Genomic DNA, 16010 nt, shown 5'->3' with positions numbered 1-16010 from the left:
CTCGTTTCCTGATCGCAACACGCGGCAACGCGGGTCGAAACCTCTGCCTCCGAAGGTGTTCGGCAATGGGGCGGGTGCCCCGAGCCGACAGTGCGGTCGTCGACGTACCCGCCCTCCCGAGATGTGATCCCTGGAGGTTCTGTGGACGGCTATTACGCCTTCATGCTGGTGGCGACAGCCCTCGTCCTGATGATGACCGTTCCTGCGCTGGCGCTCTTCTACGGCGGCATGACGCGGTCCAAGTCCGTGCTCAACATGATGATGATGTCGTACGTCGCCTTCGCGGTGACCGCCATCGTCTTCGTGCTCTGGGGCTGGTCGATGGGCTGGGGCGGTGACGGTGCCGGCAACGGCAACGGCAAGCTGATCGCCAACCCGTTCGACATGTTCGGGCTGGACGGTGTCTCGCACATCAACTACATCTACGTGGTCTTCCAGCTGACGTTCGCCGCCATCACCGTCGCGCTCATCTCGGGAGCCATCGCGGACCGCGTGAAGCTGGTGTCGTGGATCGTCTTCGTCCCCGTCTGGCTGACCGCCTGCTACTTCCCGATCGCGCACAACGTGTGGGGCGGCGGCTGGCTGGCCGGTCAGCTCGCCAAGGGCTCGACGTTCGCGCAGGACTACGCGGGTGGCACGGTCGTCCACATCAACGCCGGTGTGGCGGGCCTGGTGCTCGCGCTGGTGATCGGCAAGCGCGTCGGCTTCATGAAGGAGCCGATGAAGCCCCACAACCTGACGCTGACCATGATCGGCGCCGGCCTCCTGTGGTTCGGCTGGTACGGCTTCAACGTCGGCTCGATCGTCTTCACCCCCGACTCGCTCGCCGACCCGGACGCCTTCTCCGCCCAGTTCCAGGGCGAGACCGGTGTGACGTTCCTGAACACCACGATCGCGACCTGTGCGGCGATGCTCGCCTGGCTGCTGGTCGAGCGGATCCTCCACGGCAAGGCCACGTCACTCGGTGCGGCCTCCGGCATCGTCGCGGGCCTGGTCGCGATCACGCCCGCTTGTGGCGCGGTCAACCTGGTCGGCGCGATCGTCGTCGGCGTGGTCGCCGGTGGTGCCTGCGCCGCCGCGGTCGGCCTGAAGTTCAAGATCGGCATGGACGACTCGCTCGACGTCGTCGGCGTCCACCTGGTCGGCGGTCTCGTCGGCACCCTGCTGATCGGCCTCGTGTCGACCTCCACCGCCCCCGGCGGCGTCGACGGCCTCTTCTACGGCGGCGGGTTCTCCTCGCTCGGCGACCAGTTCCTGGCGGCCCTGTTCACGATCGTGTGGACCGGCGTCCTGACGACGATCATCGCGTTCGCCATCAAGTTCACGCTCGGCTGGCGGGTCTCGGAGGAGGCCGAGGTCGAGGGCATCGACGGCGACCAGCACGGTGAGTCGGCGTACGACCTGCACAGCGGTCTCGGCGGCGGCGGCACCACCGCCTCGTCGGTCCTCGCGAAGAGCACTGTCACCGAAGGGGTGAACGCATGAAGCTCGTGACCGCGGTGATCAAGCCGCACAAGTGGGAGGACGTGCGGGAGGCGCTCGAGACCTTCGGCGTCACCGGCATGACCGTCAGCGAGGTCAGCGGCTACGGCCGGCAGAAGGGCCACACCGAGGTCTACCGCGGTGCCGAGTACGACATCGCGCTGGTCCCGAAGATCCGCATCGAGATCGTCGTCGACGACGGCGACGCCGAGGACGTGGTCGGCATCGTGGTGAAGACCGCGCAGACCGGACGCATCGGCGACGGCAAGGTCTGGGTCAGCCCGGTCGACACGGTGGTGCGGGTCCGCACCGGCGACCGTGACTCGGCCGCCATCTGATCCCTGAGGTGTGTCCGGCCCGGCTCCTCGTCGAGGAGCCGGGCCGGTCCCGTCCTGCGGCACCACCGGTCCGGCATGATCGGACCACGCCCCGACCCCAGCCCGCCCTCCAGGAGGTCCCGTGAAGCTCATCACCGCCGTCATCAAGCCCCACAAGTGGGAGGACACGCGGGCCGCCATCGAGGCGACCGGCGTGACCGGGATGACCGTCAGCGAGGTCAGCGGCTACGGCCGGCAGAAGGGCCACACCGAGGTCTACCGCGGGGCTGAGTACGACATCGCGCTGGTGCCGAAGATCCGGATCGAGATCATCACCGGCGACGAGGACGCGGCCGCCGTGGTCGAGGCGATCTCCTCCTCCGCGCGCACGGGCAAGATCGGTGACGGCAAGGTCTGGGTGACCACGGTCGACTCGGTGCTGCGGGTGCGCACCGGGGACCAGGACGAGGCAGCACTCTGACGACCTCGGACCGGGCCCGGCGCGCCGCCGAGGCCGACGCGCTCTGCGCCGACGCCTACCTCGGGAGCGGCGGCCCGGAGGTCGGGGCCGCGCTCGTGGCCGTCGGTGGGTACGGGCGCAGCGAGCTCGCGCCGTACTCCGACCTCGACGTGGTCCTCGTCTCGGACGAGGGGGTCGACGTCCGTGCCGTGGCCGAGAAGGTCTGGTACCCGCTCTGGGACTCGGGGTCCCGTCTCGACCACTCGGTGCGCACGATGTCGGAGATGGTCGGCGCGGCCGACGCCGACCTCAAGGTCGCGCTCGGCCTGCTCGACGTGCGCCACCTCGCGGGTGACCCGAACCTCACGCTGCGGCTGCGGACGACGATGCTCGCCAACTGGCGGCGTACGGCGAAGGAGCGTCTGCCGGCGCTGCGCGAGATGGTCCGCGCGCGGCACGAGTCGGTGGGCGAGGTCGCCCACCTCTCGGTGCCCGACATCAAGGAGGCGGAGGGCGGCCTGCGCGACGCCACCGTGCTCAAGGCGCTGGTCGCCACCTGGATGGTCGACGTCCCGCACGCCGAGCTGGAGCGGGCGCGGCTCGCGATGCTCGACGTCCGCGACGCGCTGCACGACACGGCGGGACGACCGACCGACCGGATCAACCCCGAGCAGTGGAGCGACCTCGCCCACGCCCTCGAGCTCGCCGACGCCCGGGACGCGCAGATCCACGTGCGCGAGCTCGGCCGCCGCATCGCGCACCTCTCGCACCTCACCTGGCGCCGGGTCGACGCCGCCCTCGCCCGACCGGCGCCCAACGAGCGCGCGCGGCGACCCGACCTGACACCGCTGGCTCCGGGGGTGGCCCTGGCCAACGGCGAGGTGGTGCTCGACCGCTCGGCCCGACCGGCCGAGGACCCGGTCCTGCTGCTGCGCGCCGCGACGGCGGCCGCGGAGAACGACGTCGTCCTCGCCCCCGCGACCGCGGCGCGGCTGGCCCGCGAGGGCGCCCCGATGCCGACGCCCTGGCCCGCCGAGGCCCGCCAGCTGCTCGTCCGCCTGCTCGCGTCGGGCCGGGGGCTGCTGGCGGTCTGGGAGACGCTCGAGGAGACCGGTGCGCTCGGCCGGGCACTGCCCGAGTGGGACCGGATCCGGCTGCTGCCGCACGCGTCCGCGATCCACCGGTTCACCGTCGACCGGCACGTGGTCGAGACCTGCATCGAGGCCTCGCACCTGATCCGCCACGTCGCTCGTCCCGACGTGCTCATGGTCGCCGCGCTCCTGCACGACATCGGCAAGGGCAGCCTGACCGAGCACAGCATCGCGGGGGAACCGATCGCCCGCGAGATCGCGACCCGGATGGGCTTCGGGCCGGACGCGGTGGACCTGATCGCGCGGCTGGTCCGCTGGCACCTGGTGCTCGCGGAGACGGCCACCACTCGCGACCCCGACGACCCGGCGACCGTGGAGCTGATCACCCGGCGGGTCGAGACCGCCGAGGCGCTCGACCTGCTGCTCGCGCTCTCGGAGGCGGACGCGAAGGCCGCCTCGCCGAAGGCCTGGTCGGCCTGGCGCTCCGGCCTCGTCAACGACCTCGCCCGGCGGGCGCGGGCCGCGCTCGACTCGGGGGTCGCGCTCCCGCCGATCGTCACCGACGACGTCGAGATCCCGAAGGAGGTACGCCGGGGCTCGGCCGCGATCACCGTCGAGCACGACGACGACGGCACCCGCGTCACCGTCATCGCGCCCGACCGCGTCGGGCTGCTGGCCGACTTCGCCGCGATGTTCGCCCTCCAGCGCATCCCGGTCCGGGCCGCCCGCGCCTGGGCGCAGGAGCAGTACGGCGTCTCCGTGTGGGAGGTCGGCGTGCCCGACCTCGACGCTGCGGTGCTGCGGACCCGCTACGAGGCGGTCGTGGCCGGCCGCGTGGAGGCGGCCGAGCGGCTGCGCCGCGCGGCGTCGAACGACTCGCTCGAGCCGACCGTCGCCGTACGACCGGAGGCCTCGGACCACGCCACCGTCCTCGAGGTGCGCACCGGCGACCGGCCGGGCGTCGTCTACCTCGCCTGCGCCGCGCTGGCCGACCTCGACATCGCGGTGCGCTCGGCCCACGTCGACACGCTCGGCCCGCAGGCGGTGGACGTGTTCTACCTCCAGGAGGCGCACGCCGGCGTGCTCAGCGACCAGCGGGCCGCCGAGGCGGCGCACGCGGTGCGGGCCGCGCTCACCACGTCGTAGCGCTGCCCAGGCCAGGTCGGCTGAGAGCTACTTCGGCCGGGGGATCTTCACCGTGCCGCGGTGCAGGTCGACCTTCCACCGCGGGTGCTCGTCGTCGTCGTCGGGCGTGGGGAGGATCTCGGCCTGGTTCTTCTTGTCGTCGACCTCCTCGCGCGCCCGGGCGGCACCCGGGTCGAACATGCCGAGACCCGCGCCGACGCCGCCGCCGATGGCGCCCGCGTTCGGGTCGGGGTGCGACACCATGTGCGTGCCCATCCACACGATGAGGGCGAGGAGCAGCACGCTGCCGATGCAGGCCGCGACGATGAGCATGCCGCCAGCGTACGGCGTACCAGGGCCTGCCGGTTAGGCTTACGACTCAGTCTCTGACCGTCCGAGCACCCAGGACCAGCACTTGTTCGCCACACTCTCCGACCGGCTCGCCGACACCTTCAAGAACCTGCGCGGGAAAGGTCGCCTCTCCGAGGCCGACATCGACGCCACGGCGCGCGAGATCCGCATCGCGCTGCTGGAGGCGGACGTCGCCCTCCCGGTGGTCAAGGAGTTCGTCGGCGCGGTCAAGGAGCGCGCCCGCGGCGAGGAGGTCAGCGGTGCGCTGAACCCCGCCCAGCAGGTCGTCAAGATCGTCAACGACGAGCTCGTCAACATCCTCGGCGGCGAGACCCGTCGGCTGCGCTACGCCAAGACCGGGCCGACGGTCATCATGCTCGCCGGCCTCCAGGGTGCCGGCAAGACGACGCTGGCGGCCAAGCTCGCGCTGTGGCTCAAGGAGCAGGGTCGCTCGCCGATGCTCGTGGCCGCGGACCTCCAGCGACCCAACGCGGTCAACCAGCTCCAGGTCAACGGCGAGCGGGTCGGCGTCACCGTCTTCGCCCCGGAGCCCGGCAACGGCGTGGGCAACCCGGTGCAGGTGGCGCGCGACGCCGTCGCCGAGGCGAAGCGCACGCTGCACGACACGGTCATCGTCGACACGGCCGGCCGTCTGGGCGTCGACGCCGAGCTGATGAAGCAGGCCGCCGACATCCGCGACGCCGTCCAGCCCGACGAGGTGCTCTTCGTCGTCGACGCGATGATCGGCCAGGACGCCGTCTCGACCGCCCAGGCGTTCCTCGACGGGGTCGGGTACGACGGCGTCGTCCTGACGAAGCTCGACGGTGACGCCCGCGGTGGTGCGGCCCTGTCGATCGCCTCGATCACCGGGAAGCCGGTCATGTTCGCCTCCAACGGCGAGAAGATGACCGACTTCGACCTCTTCCACCCCGACCGCATGGCCTCGCGCATCCTCGACATGGGTGACGTGATGACCCTGATCGAGCAGGCCGAGAAGGCCTTCGACAGCGAGCAGGCCGCCAAGGCTGCGGCCAAGCTGACGGGCCAGGGCGGCGAGTTCACCCTCGACGACTTCCTCGAGCAGATGCAGCAGGTCCGCAAGCTCGGCTCGATGTCCAAGATCATGGGGATGCTGCCCGGGATGGGGCAGTTCCGCGACCAGCTCGAGAACTTCGACGAGCGCGAGATCGACCGCATCCAAGCCGTCATCCAGTCGATGACCCCGGCCGAGCGCGCCAACCCGAAGATGATCGACGGCTCGCGCCGCGCCCGGATCGCCAAGGGCTCCGGCCGGCAGGTCTCCGACGTCAACCAGCTCGTGGACCGCTTCTTCGAGGCCCGCAAGATGATGATGTCGATGGCCAAGGGCGGCGGCATGCCCGGGATGCCGGGCATGCCCGGCATGGGCGGGCCCAAGCGCTCCAAGACCAAGCCGCAGCAGAAGAAGGGCAAGGGCGCGAAGCGCTCCGGCAACCCGGCCAAGGCCGCCCAGGAGGCCGCCGCCGCGAAGGAGAAGGCGGCCAACCCGGGCAACCCGTTCGGCACGCCCGCCTCCGACGAGCCGGTCGACTACGAGAAGGCCGCCGCCGCGCTCAACCTGCCCAAGGACTTCTCCAAGTACCTCAAGTAGACCGTCGCGAGAGTTTCATCGGCCGGCCGATGAAACTCCTCCTTGGACGACGAAGCTTCATCGTCCAGGCGTGAGAAACGTCGGCCGGCCGATGAAGCTCTTCCGGAGGCCGGATGCAGACCCTCGTCGTCGACGGCGCCAACGTCGTCGGCAGTCGCCCGGACGGCTGGTGGAAGGACCGCGCCGGCGCGGCGCGTCGGCTGCACGAGGCGCTGCTGGTCGCGGACACGGTGTACGACGAGATCGTGCTGGTCCTCGAGGGTCAGGCGAAGGGCGGCGTGCGGGCCGGCCGTGACGGGCACGTCCGCACCGTGCACGCGAAGGGCGCCGGCGACGACACGATCGTCGAGCAGGCCCGGGTCGCGGCCGAGCGGGGTGGGCGCGTGGTCGTGGTGACCGCCGACCGGTTCCTCCAGGCGCGGGTCGGGGGAGTCGGCGCCCAGGCGCTCAGCCCGTCCTGGCTGCTCGACCAGCTCTAGCCGGTGCTCAGGACGCCGCGACCCGTGCGATGGCCAGCGACACGGCGCCGATCACCTCGGCCCGGTCGCCGAGCTCGCCGGCGACCACCCGGACGGCGGCGGCGGTGTCGGGCTGGGCGTAGCGGTCCACGGCGGCGCGCACGCCCAGCGCCAGCGAGGGAGACGTGCCGAGCGAGCCGCCGAGCAGGATCGCCTCGGGGTTGAGGCTGTTGCACAGGTCGGCGAGCGCGCGGCCTACCGAGAGCCCGGCATCGCTCAGCACCCGGCGTACGCCGGCGTCGTCGTGCGCGTCGAGGTCGAGGATGCTCTCGACCGACAGCTCCTCGTCGTACGCCGGCTGCAGCAGCGCCACCAGCCGGGGCGCCGAGACCACGGTCTCGAGGCACCCGCGGTTGCCGCAGCGGCAGACCTGGCCGTCCTCGCCGACCTGGACGTGGCCGATCTCGCCGGCGATCCCGGTCGCGCCGCGGTGCAGCCGGCCGCCGAGCACGATCCCGGCGCCGAGACCGCTGGCGACCTTCACGTAGAGGACGTCGGTCATCCCGCGCGCAGCGCCGTGGCCCAGCTCGGCCAGGGCGCCGAGGTTGGCGTCGTTGTCGGCGAACACCGGGACGTCGAGCCGGCGGTGCAGCTCCTCGCCGGGGGAGAGGTGCCGCCAGCCGGGCATGATCCCGGTGCGGATGCGGGCCGAGCGCCGGTCCAGCGGGGCCGGGACGCACATGCCGACGCCGTGCAGGTCGGTACGGCCCACACCGGCGGCGGCGAGGCCGTCCCGGACCATCCGCGCGGCCCGGTCGAGCGCGTCGATGCCGTGCTCGTCGACGTCGAGCAGGTCGGTCTCCTCGGCGAGCACCGCGCCGCCACGGTCCGCGACGGCGACCCGCACGTGCCCGTGCCCGATGTCCACGCCGGCGACCACGCCGTGCGGCGTGCTGAGGGCGACGAGGAGCGGCGGACGGCCGCTGCCGCCCTTGTGCGGTCGGCCGCGGTCGGTCGTCTCGACGACCTCGCCGCCCGCGATCAGGTCGCTGACCAGGCTGGAGATCGTGGTCCGCGAGAGCCCGGTGCCGCGGGCCAGGTCGGCACGGCTCATCGGGCCGTCGCCGGCCAGCAGGCTGGTGATCGCGCGCCGGTTGGTCTCGCGCAGCCGCTCCAACGCTCCCGTGGTGACCATCCCGGGAGCCTAGGCCCATTCATCCGGAAGATGGACAAACAAGGCGTTGCCTCTCGATCTTTACGCATTGACCCGGACGTATCCGGTTCCTAGCGTGACGAGCGTCACCCCACCCTTGATCTCGGCAAGGAGAAGGCATGTTCAACGACCCCTCTTCACGGCGGCGGGCCTCGGTGCTCGCCGCACTCGCCGGCGGCGCTCTCGCCGTCGCGCTCCTGCAACCCACGTCGCCGGCGGTAGGCGACGACACCCTGCCCTACCAGGACCCGACCCTCCCGACCGCGCAGCGCGTCGACGACCTGCTCGGCCGGATGACCCTGGCGGAGAAGATCGGCCAGATGACCCAGGCCGAGCGCATCGACGTCGACGCCGACCCGTCGCTCATCACCACGAACGCGCTCGGCAGCGTGCTCTCGGGCGGAGGCTCGGTGCCCGCGTCGAACACGCCCGAGGCCTGGGCCGACATGGTCGACCGCTACCAGCAGGCGGCGCTCGCCACCCGGCTCGGGATCCCGCTCATCTACGGCGTCGACTCCGTGCACGGCCACGGCAACCTGCTCGGCGCGACCGTCTTCCCGCACAACATCGGCCTGGGCGCGACCCGCGACCCGAAGCTGGTCGAGAAGATCGGCCAGATCACCGCCGAGGAGACCCGCGCCTCCGGTCCGCAGTGGGCCTTCGCGCCGTGCATCTGCGTGGCCCGCGACGACCGCTGGGGCCGCACCTACGAGAGCTTCGGCGAGACGGCGCGGCTCGTGAAGTCGATGGAGACCGCGATCGACGGCCTGCAGGGCAAGCCCGGCCAGCTCGACCACGCGGACCGGGTGCTCGCGACCGCCAAGCACTTCGCCGGCGACGGCCTCACGTCGTACGACGAGGCCGCGGCCGGCACCGGCGCGTACCCGATCGACCAGGGCATCGACCGCGTCACCCGCAAGGAGTTCGACCAGCTCGCGCTCTCGCCGTACGTGCCGGCGATCAAGGAGCACCACGTCGGCTCGGTCATGCCGTCCTTCTCGAGCACGGACTTCAACGGCGGCTCCACCGCCGACGCCGTGAAGATGCACGGCAACAAGCAGCTGATCACCGGCTGGCTCAAGATCCAGCAGAGGTTCAAGGGCTTCGTCATCACCGACTGGCGCGGCATCCGGCAGCTGCCGGGCGACTACCGCGCGCAGGTGAAGGCCGCGGTGCTGGCCGGCATCGACATGTACATGGAGCCGATCCAGGCGCCCAACAACCCCACCGGCTGGGACGAGTTCATCCCGACCCTGACCGACCTCGTGAACGCCGGTGAGGTCCCGATGGCGCGCATCGACGACGCCGTCTCGCGGATCCTGAAGGCCAAGTTCGACCTCGGCCTCTTCGAGCACCCGCTCACCGACCGCACCCACATCGGTGACATCGGCAGCACGGCGCACCGCGCCGTCGCTCGCCGCGCCGTCGCCGAGAGTCAGGTGCTGCTGCGCAACAAGCAGCGGACCCTCCCGCTCAAGGCCAAGGACACCGTCTACGTCGCCGGCAGCAACGCCGACAACATCGGCAACCAGGCCGGCGGCTGGACGCTCACCTGGCAGGGCGGCTCGACCAACGTGATCCCCGGGCAGACGATCCTGGACGGCATCGAGAAGGCCGCCAAGGGCGACGTCGTCTACAGCGTCGACGCGAGCAAGCGGGTCCCGCGCAAGGCGGTCGGGGTCGTGGTGGTCGGCGAGACGCCGTACGCCGAGGGCTTCGGCGACGTCGGCGGCCCGCAGTGGGCCTACGACCCGGGCGACGCCGGCCAGCCGCGCCAGAAGCAGACGATGGAGCTGAGCACGGCTGACAAGCAGGCGATCCGCACGGTCTGCGCGCGGACGGTGTCCTGCACGGTGCTGGTCGTCTCCGGCCGGCCGATCATCATCCCGCCGGCGCTGCTCACCCAGACCGACGCGCTCGTGGCGTCGTGGCTGCCGGGCAGCGAGGGCGGCGGTGTCGCCGACGTTCTCTACGGCCGCAGCCCGTTCATCGGCAAGCTGCCGGTCACCTGGCCGCGCACGGTCGCCCAGGAGCCGATCAACGTCGGCGACACGAAGTACGACCCGCTCTACCGCTACGGGTTCGGCCTCAGCACCCGGTAGTACCGTCCGGGGGCATGGCTGCTCCCGTGCTGAAGTTCTCCGGTCCGGTGCTCCCCGACGGCGAACGGCGTGAGCTGTTCGTCGTCGGGGACACCGTCACCTACGAGCCGGTCGCCGGCGCCGAGCGCGCCGTCGACGGCTGGATCGTGCCGGGGCTCGTGGACGCCCACTGCCACCTGGGGCTCGGCGAGCACGGCGCCATCAGCGACGAGGAGACCGAGCAGCAGGCGATCGAGGACCGCGACGGCGGCACCCTGCTGATCCGCGACTGCGGCTCGCCCGTCGACACCCGCTGGGTGCAGGAGCGCGACGACCTGCCCCGGCTGATCCGGGCCGGGCGCCACATCGCGCGCACCAAGCGCTACCTGCGCGGCTACGCGCACGAGGTCGAGCCCGCCGACCTCACGGCGTACGTCGCCCAGGAGGCCCGCAACGGCGACGGCTGGGTCAAGCTCGTGGGGGACTGGATCTCACGTGACGACGGAGACCTGACGCCGTCCTTCCCGGCCGCCGACTTCGCCGCCGCGATCGCCGCCGCCCACGAGCACGGCGCCCAGGTCACCGCGCACTGCTTCGGCAGCGACGTCCTCACCGGGCTGCTCGAGGCGGGCATCGACTGCATCGAGCACGGCACCGGGCTGGCCGAGGAGCACCTCGCGGTGATGGCCGAGCGTCAGGTCGCGCTGGTGCCGACCGTGATGCAGACCGAGAAGTTCCCCGAGTACGCGTGGTCGGGTCGCGAGCGGTTCCCGGCGTACTCGCGCACCATGACCGACCTTTTCGTGCACCGCCGCGACACGCTGATGGCGGCGTACGACGCCGGTGTGCCGCTCTACGCGGGCTCGGACAACGGCGGGGTGAGCCGCCACGGCAACCTGGCCGGCGAGGTGATCGGGCTGGCGGCGATGGGCCTGCCGCGGGACTACGCGCTCGGCGCCGCCTCCTGGCGCGCGCGGGAGTGGCTGGGATGGAACGCCGATCTCGCCGAGGGCGCACCGGCCGACTTCGTGGTCTACGACGCCGACCCGCTGGCCGACCTATCGGTCCTGCTGCGTCCCGCCTGCGTCGTGCTCCGCGGCGTCGTCGTCTGAGGTCGGCTTCACCAGGCGGTACTTGGCCCGGGGGAGCACCTCGAACCACCGCGGCGTCGGGCCGTCGTCCTTGACCTGGAAGCGCAGCCCCGCCATCAGCGCGTCGATCCAGCGCTCGTCCTGCCGGTGCGTCGTGGTCGCGGTCTCCTCGGTCTGGTGGCGCACCCGCAGGGCGAGCTGCCGGGCGCTGAGCGTCCGGCTGCCGGCGTACATCAGCACCTCGAGCAGCTCGACCTGCTCGGGCGGCAGGTCGACGAGCCGGTCGTCGACGACGACGATGCCGCGCGCCGGGTTGATCCGCAGCCCGCGGAACTCGATCCAGCCGCCGACGAAGCGCATGCCGATCTCGAGCATGCCCTCGCGGCCGTCCTTGCCGGAGTCCTCTTCGTCGTCGGCCTCGTCGCCGCCGAGGTCCTCGAGGGGCTGGCCGGCGGCGACCTGGCGCAGGAACTCCGAGCGTGCGGCGTCCTCGTCGGCCGCCTGCCACCCGGCCAGTGCGGGGGTGGGGCCGTCCACGATCTCGGTCGTGGGCCGCCGGGCGACCGCGGAGAGGCGGGCGCGCAGCTCGACCGGTCGGATCGGCTTGGGGACGTAGTCGTCAGCGCCGGCGTCGAAGCCGGCGAGGATGTCGGACTCCTGGGAGCGGCTGCTGATGATAACGATGTAGGTCGAGCTGAACTCGCGGATCCGGCGGGTGGCCTCGAGGCCGTCCATCTCCGGCATCGTCACGTCGATGGTGGCCAGCGCCGGCCGGTGCTCGCGCGCCAGGGCGATGCCGTCGGCGCCGTTGTCGGCCGTGACGACCGAGAACCCCGCCTGGGTCAGCACCACCTCGAGCAGCGCGGTCGTGTCCTCGTCGTCCTCGACGACGAGCGCGACCGGGCCGACGGAGCCCCCGAGTGCTGCAGACACTCGACGGAGTATCACAGCCCGAGGACGTTCTGTCAGGCGAGCGACACGCCCACCGGGTACTTCACGACCGCCCGGTTGCGGCGCACCAGCTCGGTCCCGACGACCTCGCCCGTACCCCGGTCGGTGGTGGTGCGCCAGATCTCGTTGCTCCGACGGACGAGCCCGTCGTCGCCCCGCTCGAACCGCTCGTCGCGGGCCTCGATCGAGTAGGTCACCGGCAGTGCGCGGTCGGCGCGGAGCTCGCCGCGCAGGTGCCGCTCGCCGACCCACGTGCGCAGCTGGAACGTCGTCGCGGTGTCGTTGCGGACCACGAGGTCGACGTAGTTGTAGGCGATCGAGCAGCCCACGCCCCAGGGCAGCACCCGGCCGTTGTCGGGGAACGGGTCGAAGCTGTGCTCCGACCGCTCGAGCACGGTCAGCGGCGAGTGCAGCACCATCCAGTGCAGCAGGTTCGCGAGCTGGCAGATGCCGCCGCCGACGCCGGGTGCGGGGGCGCCGTCCGAGAGCCGCATCCCCTCGATGTATCCCTTGCGGCGCGTGCAGTTGCCGACGACCTTGTTGAACGAGAACGTCTCGCCGGGCCGGAGCACCAGCCGGTCCACGCGGGCCGACGCGAGCCGGAGGTTCACGACCTTGTTGTGCTGGAGCGCCATGTCGGCACCCGTCAGCTCGCGCAGCAGCAGGGAGCCGTGCCGCTGGAGGCGCACCGGCAGGTCGTCGGGGGAGCGGTACGACGCCCACACGGTCCCGTGGAGGGGGCCGCTCAGCAGCCAGCTCGCGCGGCGCCGGGTCCGGTGCGCCAGGACGGCCGCGGGTCGCAGCCACGGCAGGCGTTGCGAGGGGGTCATGCCGGTGGGACGCCCCAGGGCGGCCCGCGGTTGTGGCGCCCGGTGGTCAGCCCTTCGGGCGCGCCGGTCGGCTCGCCCACATGATCCCGGTGACGATCAGCGTCGCGAGGCCGAAGAGCCCGAGGAGGGACGGCACCGCGATCGTGGCGATGATCCCGCCGACGAACCCGGCGACGCTCGGTGCCGGCCCGATCTGGACCCCGCCGCCTGCGGTGCACGTCACCTCGAGCGATCCGGAGCCGGGATCGAAGCGGTAGGCCGCCGTCCACTCTCCCTCGCCGAAGTCCTTGGTCATCTGGCTGGTGACCGGGCGCAGGTCGATCTCCTGGCCGGTGGCGTCGTCCACGACCACGCAGCCGGGGTCGAAGACGGCGGAGTCGCGCCACAGCAGCCGGTCGCCGTCGGTGCCCACGCCGACCTGGTGTGCGGCTCCGTCCGCAGGCAGGGACGCGTCGGTCTGGAAGAACGCGGACAGCGTCCAGACGAAGAGCCCGATGCCGGCCAGGAGGGCGGCGACGACGAGCCCGCCGCCGAGCACGAACCACCACGCGCTGGGCCGGTACTTCTGCGGGATCGGCGGCTGGCCGGGCGGGTAGCCCGACGGCACCGGGGAGGACGGCGGCGGCTGGCTCATGGGCCGACTCTGCCCGATTCCGCGGTCGATTTCCCGGTCGGGCACGCCGTCTGGCAAACTTGCTAGCTGAGTCCTGCGCGCCCGGACCCTCTCACCCGAGCGTCGCAGTGCCCATCGAAGGAACCGGTCGGTGCTTTCCCCACCTGGTCCCGGAGCCTTCATCACCACACATACTCCTGAGGAGACACCACAAACGTGGCCGTCAAGATCCGTTTGAAGCGCCTGGGCAAGGTCCGGGTCCCGCAGTACCGCATCGTCGTCGTCGACTCGCGCAAGAAGCGCGACGGCAAGGTCATCGAGGAGATCGGCAAGTACCACCCCAAGGAGGACCCGTCGTACATCGACGTCGTCTCCGACCGGGTGCAGTACTGGCTGGGTGTCGGCGCGCAGCCGTCCGACGCCGTCGCCAAGATCCTCACCATCACCGGTGACTGGCAGACCTTCAAGGGCATGTCCGGCACCGAGGGCACCCTCAAGGTGGCCGAGGCCAAGCCGAGCAAGCTGGACCTCTTCAACGAGGCTCTCAAGGATGCCGCCAGCGCGCCCAAGGGCGACGCGGTGACCAAGAAGGCCGCGAAGAAGAAGGCCGAGGAGAAGCCGGCCGAGGAGGCGCCTGCCGCCGAGGAGACCCCCGCCGAGGAGGCTCCCGCCGCGGAGACCCCGGCCGAGGAGACCCCCGCCGCCGAGGCTCCTGCCGCTGAGGCCGAGGTCGCCGAGGCCGACGCCGAGAAGACCGAGTCCTGACCGCCATGCTCGCCGAGGCGCTCGAGCACCTGGTGCGTGGTGTCGTCGAACACCCCGACGACGTGGTCGTGCGCGACAAGCAGCTGCGTCGCGGCTCGATCCTGGAGGTGCGCGTGCACCCCGACGACCTGGGCAAGGTCATCGGGCGTGGCGGGCGCACCGCGTCGGCCTTCCGCACCGTCATCTCCGCCCTGGCGGGACGGGGCGGGGCCCGGATCGACTTCGTCGACGTGGACCGTCGTCGCTAGGTCGAACGAACCGCTTGAATGGGTGTCGCCCTCCGGGGCGGCACCCATTCGGCATTTGGGCAGCAGAGCGAGAGGAAACCGTGGAGAACATCGACGTCCTGGTCGGTCGCATCGGCAAGGCGCACGGGCTGCGCGGCGACGTGACGATCAACGTCCGCACCGACGAGCCGGAGCGCCGGTTCGCGCCGGGCAGCGTGCTGGTCGTGGAGGCGCCGTCCGGGTCGGCCACGACCCTGAGGACGCTGACCGTGGCGAGCACCCGCTGGCACTCCGGGGTCCTGCTCGCCCGCTTCGAGGAGGTCCCCGACCGCACCGCCGCCGAGGCCGCCCGCGGGATCCTGCTGTACGCCACGGTCGCGGCCGACGCCTCGCCCGACGACCCTGACGAGTACTACGACCACCAGCTGGTGGGGCTCGCCGTGCACGACGTCGACGGCACGCTGCTGGGCGAGGTCACCGGGCTCGTCCACGGCGCCCAGGACCTGCTGGCGATCAGGGCGACCGACGGTCGCAGCACCCTGGTGCCGTTCGTGAAGGCACTGGTGCCCGAGGTCGACGTCGCCGGTGGCCGGGTGGTCGTCGCGGACCGGCCCGGCCTGGTCGCACCGCTTCCCGAGGACGACTGAGCCGTGCGCATCGACGTCCTCACGATCTTCCCCGACTACCTCGCCCCGCTCGGGCTCTCGCTCGCGGGCAAGGCGCGCGACAAGGGCCTGATCGACGTCCGCGTGCACGACCTGCGCGCCTGGACGACCGACCGGCACCGCACGGTCGACGACACGCCGTACGGCGGCGGCGCCGGCATGGTGATGAAGCCGGAGCCGTGGGGTGCCGCGTTCGACGAGCTGCTCGCGGACGGCGACGCGACGGTCGTCTTCACGACGCCGTCCGGCCGGCCGTTCACCCAGGCCGTCGCGCGGGAGCTGGCGACCAAGGAGCGGCTCGTCTTCGCGTGCGGTCGCTACGAGGGCATCGACCAGCGGGTGCTCGACGAGGTCGCGACCCGGGCCGAGGTCCGCGAGATCTCGCTCGGCGACTACGTGCTCAACGGGGGAGAGGTCGCGGCGCTGGCGATCACCGAGGCCGTCGTCCGGCTGGTGCCCGGCTTCATGGGCAACGCCGAGTCGCTGGTCGAGGAGTCCCACGAGGACGGGCTGCTGGAGTACCCCGTCTTCACCAAACCCGCGACCTGGCGCGACCGCGAGGTGCCGCCCGTCCTGCTGTCCGGGGACCACGGCGCGATCGCCGCGTGGCGGCGCGACCAGGCGGTCCGGCGTACGGCGGAGCGGCGGCCCGACCTCGCC

The 16010-nt window shown here is 71.9% G+C and carries 16 protein-coding genes and 1 pseudogene; 12 read left to right on the top strand and 5 right to left on the bottom strand.

From position 1 onward, the window contains the following. Nucleotides 1-141 precede the first annotated feature (141 nt). The 4 genes from ASC77_RS04550 (at nucleotide 142) to ASC77_RS04535 (ending at nucleotide 4496) form a co-directional block, all read left to right on the top strand. Complete coding sequence (locus ASC77_RS04550; protein ID WP_200944886.1) at nucleotides 142-1485, top strand: ammonium transporter; 1344 nt, start codon at nucleotides 142-144, stop codon at nucleotides 1483-1485. Beyond that, nucleotides 1482-1820: a P-II family nitrogen regulator gene (locus tag ASC77_RS04545; protein WP_056149210.1), complete on the top strand. Its 339-nt coding sequence runs from the start codon at nucleotides 1482-1484 to the stop codon at nucleotides 1818-1820. The genes ASC77_RS04550 and ASC77_RS04545 overlap by 4 nt, the downstream gene beginning before the upstream one ends. Before the next feature lie 121 nt (nucleotides 1821-1941). Beyond that, nucleotides 1942-2280, top strand: coding sequence for a P-II family nitrogen regulator (locus tag ASC77_RS04540; protein ID WP_056149208.1), 339 nt, complete (start codon nucleotides 1942-1944; stop codon nucleotides 2278-2280). Continuing rightward, entirely contained in the window at nucleotides 2277-4496 is a 2220-nt protein-coding gene (locus tag ASC77_RS04535) for a [protein-PII] uridylyltransferase (protein ID WP_082574443.1), read from the top strand. The genes ASC77_RS04540 and ASC77_RS04535 overlap by 4 nt, the downstream gene beginning before the upstream one ends. A gap of 27 nt (nucleotides 4497-4523) precedes the next feature. Here ASC77_RS04535 and ASC77_RS04530 read toward each other — a convergent pair whose 3' ends face one another. After that, on the bottom strand, nucleotides 4524-4808 hold the full coding sequence (locus ASC77_RS04530) for a hypothetical protein (RefSeq protein ID WP_056149204.1): 285 nt from the start codon (nucleotides 4806-4808) through the stop codon (nucleotides 4524-4526). An 82-nt stretch (nucleotides 4809-4890) separates the two neighbouring features. Here ASC77_RS04530 and ffh point away from each other — a divergent pair, with 82 nt between their 5' ends. Both ffh and ASC77_RS04520 read left to right on the top strand, forming a co-directional pair. Continuing rightward, the gene (gene ffh / locus ASC77_RS04525; protein ID WP_056149202.1) at nucleotides 4891-6456 is read left to right on the top strand and encodes a signal recognition particle protein; all 1566 of its coding nucleotides are present in this window, start codon (nucleotides 4891-4893) and stop codon (nucleotides 6454-6456) included. Nucleotides 6457-6569: 113 nt separating this feature from the next. After that, nucleotides 6570-6935 (top strand): NYN domain-containing protein, encoded by a 366-nt coding sequence (locus ASC77_RS04520; protein ID WP_056149200.1) that lies wholly within the window; start codon nucleotides 6570-6572, stop codon nucleotides 6933-6935. 7 nt (nucleotides 6936-6942) lie between these two features. Here ASC77_RS04520 and ASC77_RS04515 read toward each other — a convergent pair whose 3' ends face one another. Beyond that, a complete protein-coding gene (locus tag ASC77_RS04515; RefSeq protein WP_056149198.1) occupies nucleotides 6943-8109 on the bottom strand; it encodes an ROK family transcriptional regulator in 1167 nt (388 codons plus the stop codon). A 137-nt stretch (nucleotides 8110-8246) separates the two neighbouring features. Between ASC77_RS04515 and ASC77_RS04510 the strand changes: the two genes are divergently transcribed. Both ASC77_RS04510 and ASC77_RS04505 read left to right on the top strand, forming a co-directional pair. Next, nucleotides 8247-10229 carry a glycoside hydrolase family 3 protein gene (locus tag ASC77_RS04510; RefSeq protein WP_056149196.1) on the top strand — a complete coding sequence of 661 codons (1983 nt, stop codon included), beginning with the start codon at nucleotides 8247-8249 and terminating at the stop codon, nucleotides 10227-10229. Between the two features lie 14 nt (nucleotides 10230-10243). Beyond that, on the top strand, nucleotides 10244-11320 hold the full coding sequence (locus ASC77_RS04505) for an amidohydrolase family protein (protein ID WP_056149194.1): 1077 nt from the start codon (nucleotides 10244-10246) through the stop codon (nucleotides 11318-11320). Here the strand turns inward: ASC77_RS04505 and ASC77_RS04500 are convergent. The 3 genes from ASC77_RS04500 to ASC77_RS04490 are packed head-to-tail and all read right to left on the bottom strand — an operon-like array spanning nucleotide 11267 to nucleotide 13714. Beyond that, on the bottom strand, nucleotides 11267-12232 hold the full coding sequence (locus ASC77_RS04500; protein WP_056149192.1) for a response regulator transcription factor: 966 nt from the start codon (nucleotides 12230-12232) through the stop codon (nucleotides 11267-11269). The two genes, ASC77_RS04505 and ASC77_RS04500, sit on opposite strands and share 54 nt — an antisense overlap. Nucleotides 12233-12264: 32 nt before the next feature. Further along, nucleotides 12265-13080: a VanW family protein gene (locus ASC77_RS04495; RefSeq protein ID WP_056149190.1), complete on the bottom strand. Its 816-nt coding sequence runs from the start codon at nucleotides 13078-13080 to the stop codon at nucleotides 12265-12267. 46 nt (nucleotides 13081-13126) lie between these two features. After that, the gene (locus ASC77_RS04490) at nucleotides 13127-13714 is read right to left on the bottom strand and encodes a hypothetical protein (RefSeq protein ID WP_056149188.1); all 588 of its coding nucleotides are present in this window, start codon (nucleotides 13712-13714) and stop codon (nucleotides 13127-13129) included. A gap of 195 nt (nucleotides 13715-13909) precedes the next feature. On the opposite strand from ASC77_RS04490, the gene rpsP reads away from it, so the two are divergent. From rpsP to trmD, 4 genes and pseudogenes are all read left to right on the top strand, one after another. Then, nucleotides 13910-14458: a 30S ribosomal protein S16 gene (gene rpsP, locus ASC77_RS04485; RefSeq protein WP_056149186.1), complete on the top strand. Its 549-nt coding sequence runs from the start codon at nucleotides 13910-13912 to the stop codon at nucleotides 14456-14458. 5 nt (nucleotides 14459-14463) lie between these two features. Beyond that, nucleotides 14464-14706: an RNA-binding protein gene (locus ASC77_RS04480; RefSeq protein WP_056149185.1), complete on the top strand. Its 243-nt coding sequence runs from the start codon at nucleotides 14464-14466 to the stop codon at nucleotides 14704-14706. 80 nt (nucleotides 14707-14786) lie between these two features. Next, nucleotides 14787-15332, top strand: a complete 546-nt coding sequence (gene rimM / locus ASC77_RS04475) for a ribosome maturation factor RimM (protein WP_200944885.1) — start codon at nucleotides 14787-14789, stop codon at nucleotides 15330-15332. 3 nt (nucleotides 15333-15335) lie between these two features. Next, nucleotides 15336-16007: pseudogene (gene trmD, locus ASC77_RS27365) on the top strand (tRNA (guanosine(37)-N1)-methyltransferase TrmD); the annotation flags it as partial. Nucleotides 16008-16010 lie beyond the last annotated feature (3 nt).

Origin of the sequence: Nocardioides sp. Root1257 (genome assembly GCF_001425175.1) — a bacterium.
GTDB lineage: Bacteria > Actinomycetota > Actinomycetes > Propionibacteriales > Nocardioidaceae > Nocardioides.
Note: the sequence above shows the minus strand (reverse complement) of the source record. Positions and strands in the feature narration are given on the sequence as shown.

Coding starts and splice junctions, on each gene's coding strand:
- ASC77_RS04515 (WP_056149198.1), bottom strand. CDS start 8,109: ATGGTCACCACGGGAGCGTTGGAGCGGCTGCGCGAGACCAACCGGCGC.
- ASC77_RS04510 (WP_056149196.1), top strand. CDS start 8,247: ATGTTCAACGACCCCTCTTCACGGCGGCGGGCCTCGGTGCTCGCCGCA.
- ASC77_RS04505 (WP_056149194.1), top strand. CDS start 10,244: ATGGCTGCTCCCGTGCTGAAGTTCTCCGGTCCGGTGCTCCCCGACGGC.
- ASC77_RS04530 (WP_056149204.1), bottom strand. CDS start 4,808: ATGCTCATCGTCGCGGCCTGCATCGGCAGCGTGCTGCTCCTCGCCCTC.
- ASC77_RS04495 (WP_056149190.1), bottom strand. CDS start 13,080: ATGACCCCCTCGCAACGCCTGCCGTGGCTGCGACCCGCGGCCGTCCTG.
- ASC77_RS04545 (WP_056149210.1), top strand. CDS start 1,482: ATGAAGCTCGTGACCGCGGTGATCAAGCCGCACAAGTGGGAGGACGTG.
- ASC77_RS04490 (WP_056149188.1), bottom strand. CDS start 13,714: ATGAGCCAGCCGCCGCCGTCCTCCCCGGTGCCGTCGGGCTACCCGCCC.
- ASC77_RS04520 (WP_056149200.1), top strand. CDS start 6,570: ATGCAGACCCTCGTCGTCGACGGCGCCAACGTCGTCGGCAGTCGCCCG.
- ASC77_RS04480 (WP_056149185.1), top strand. CDS start 14,464: ATGCTCGCCGAGGCGCTCGAGCACCTGGTGCGTGGTGTCGTCGAACAC.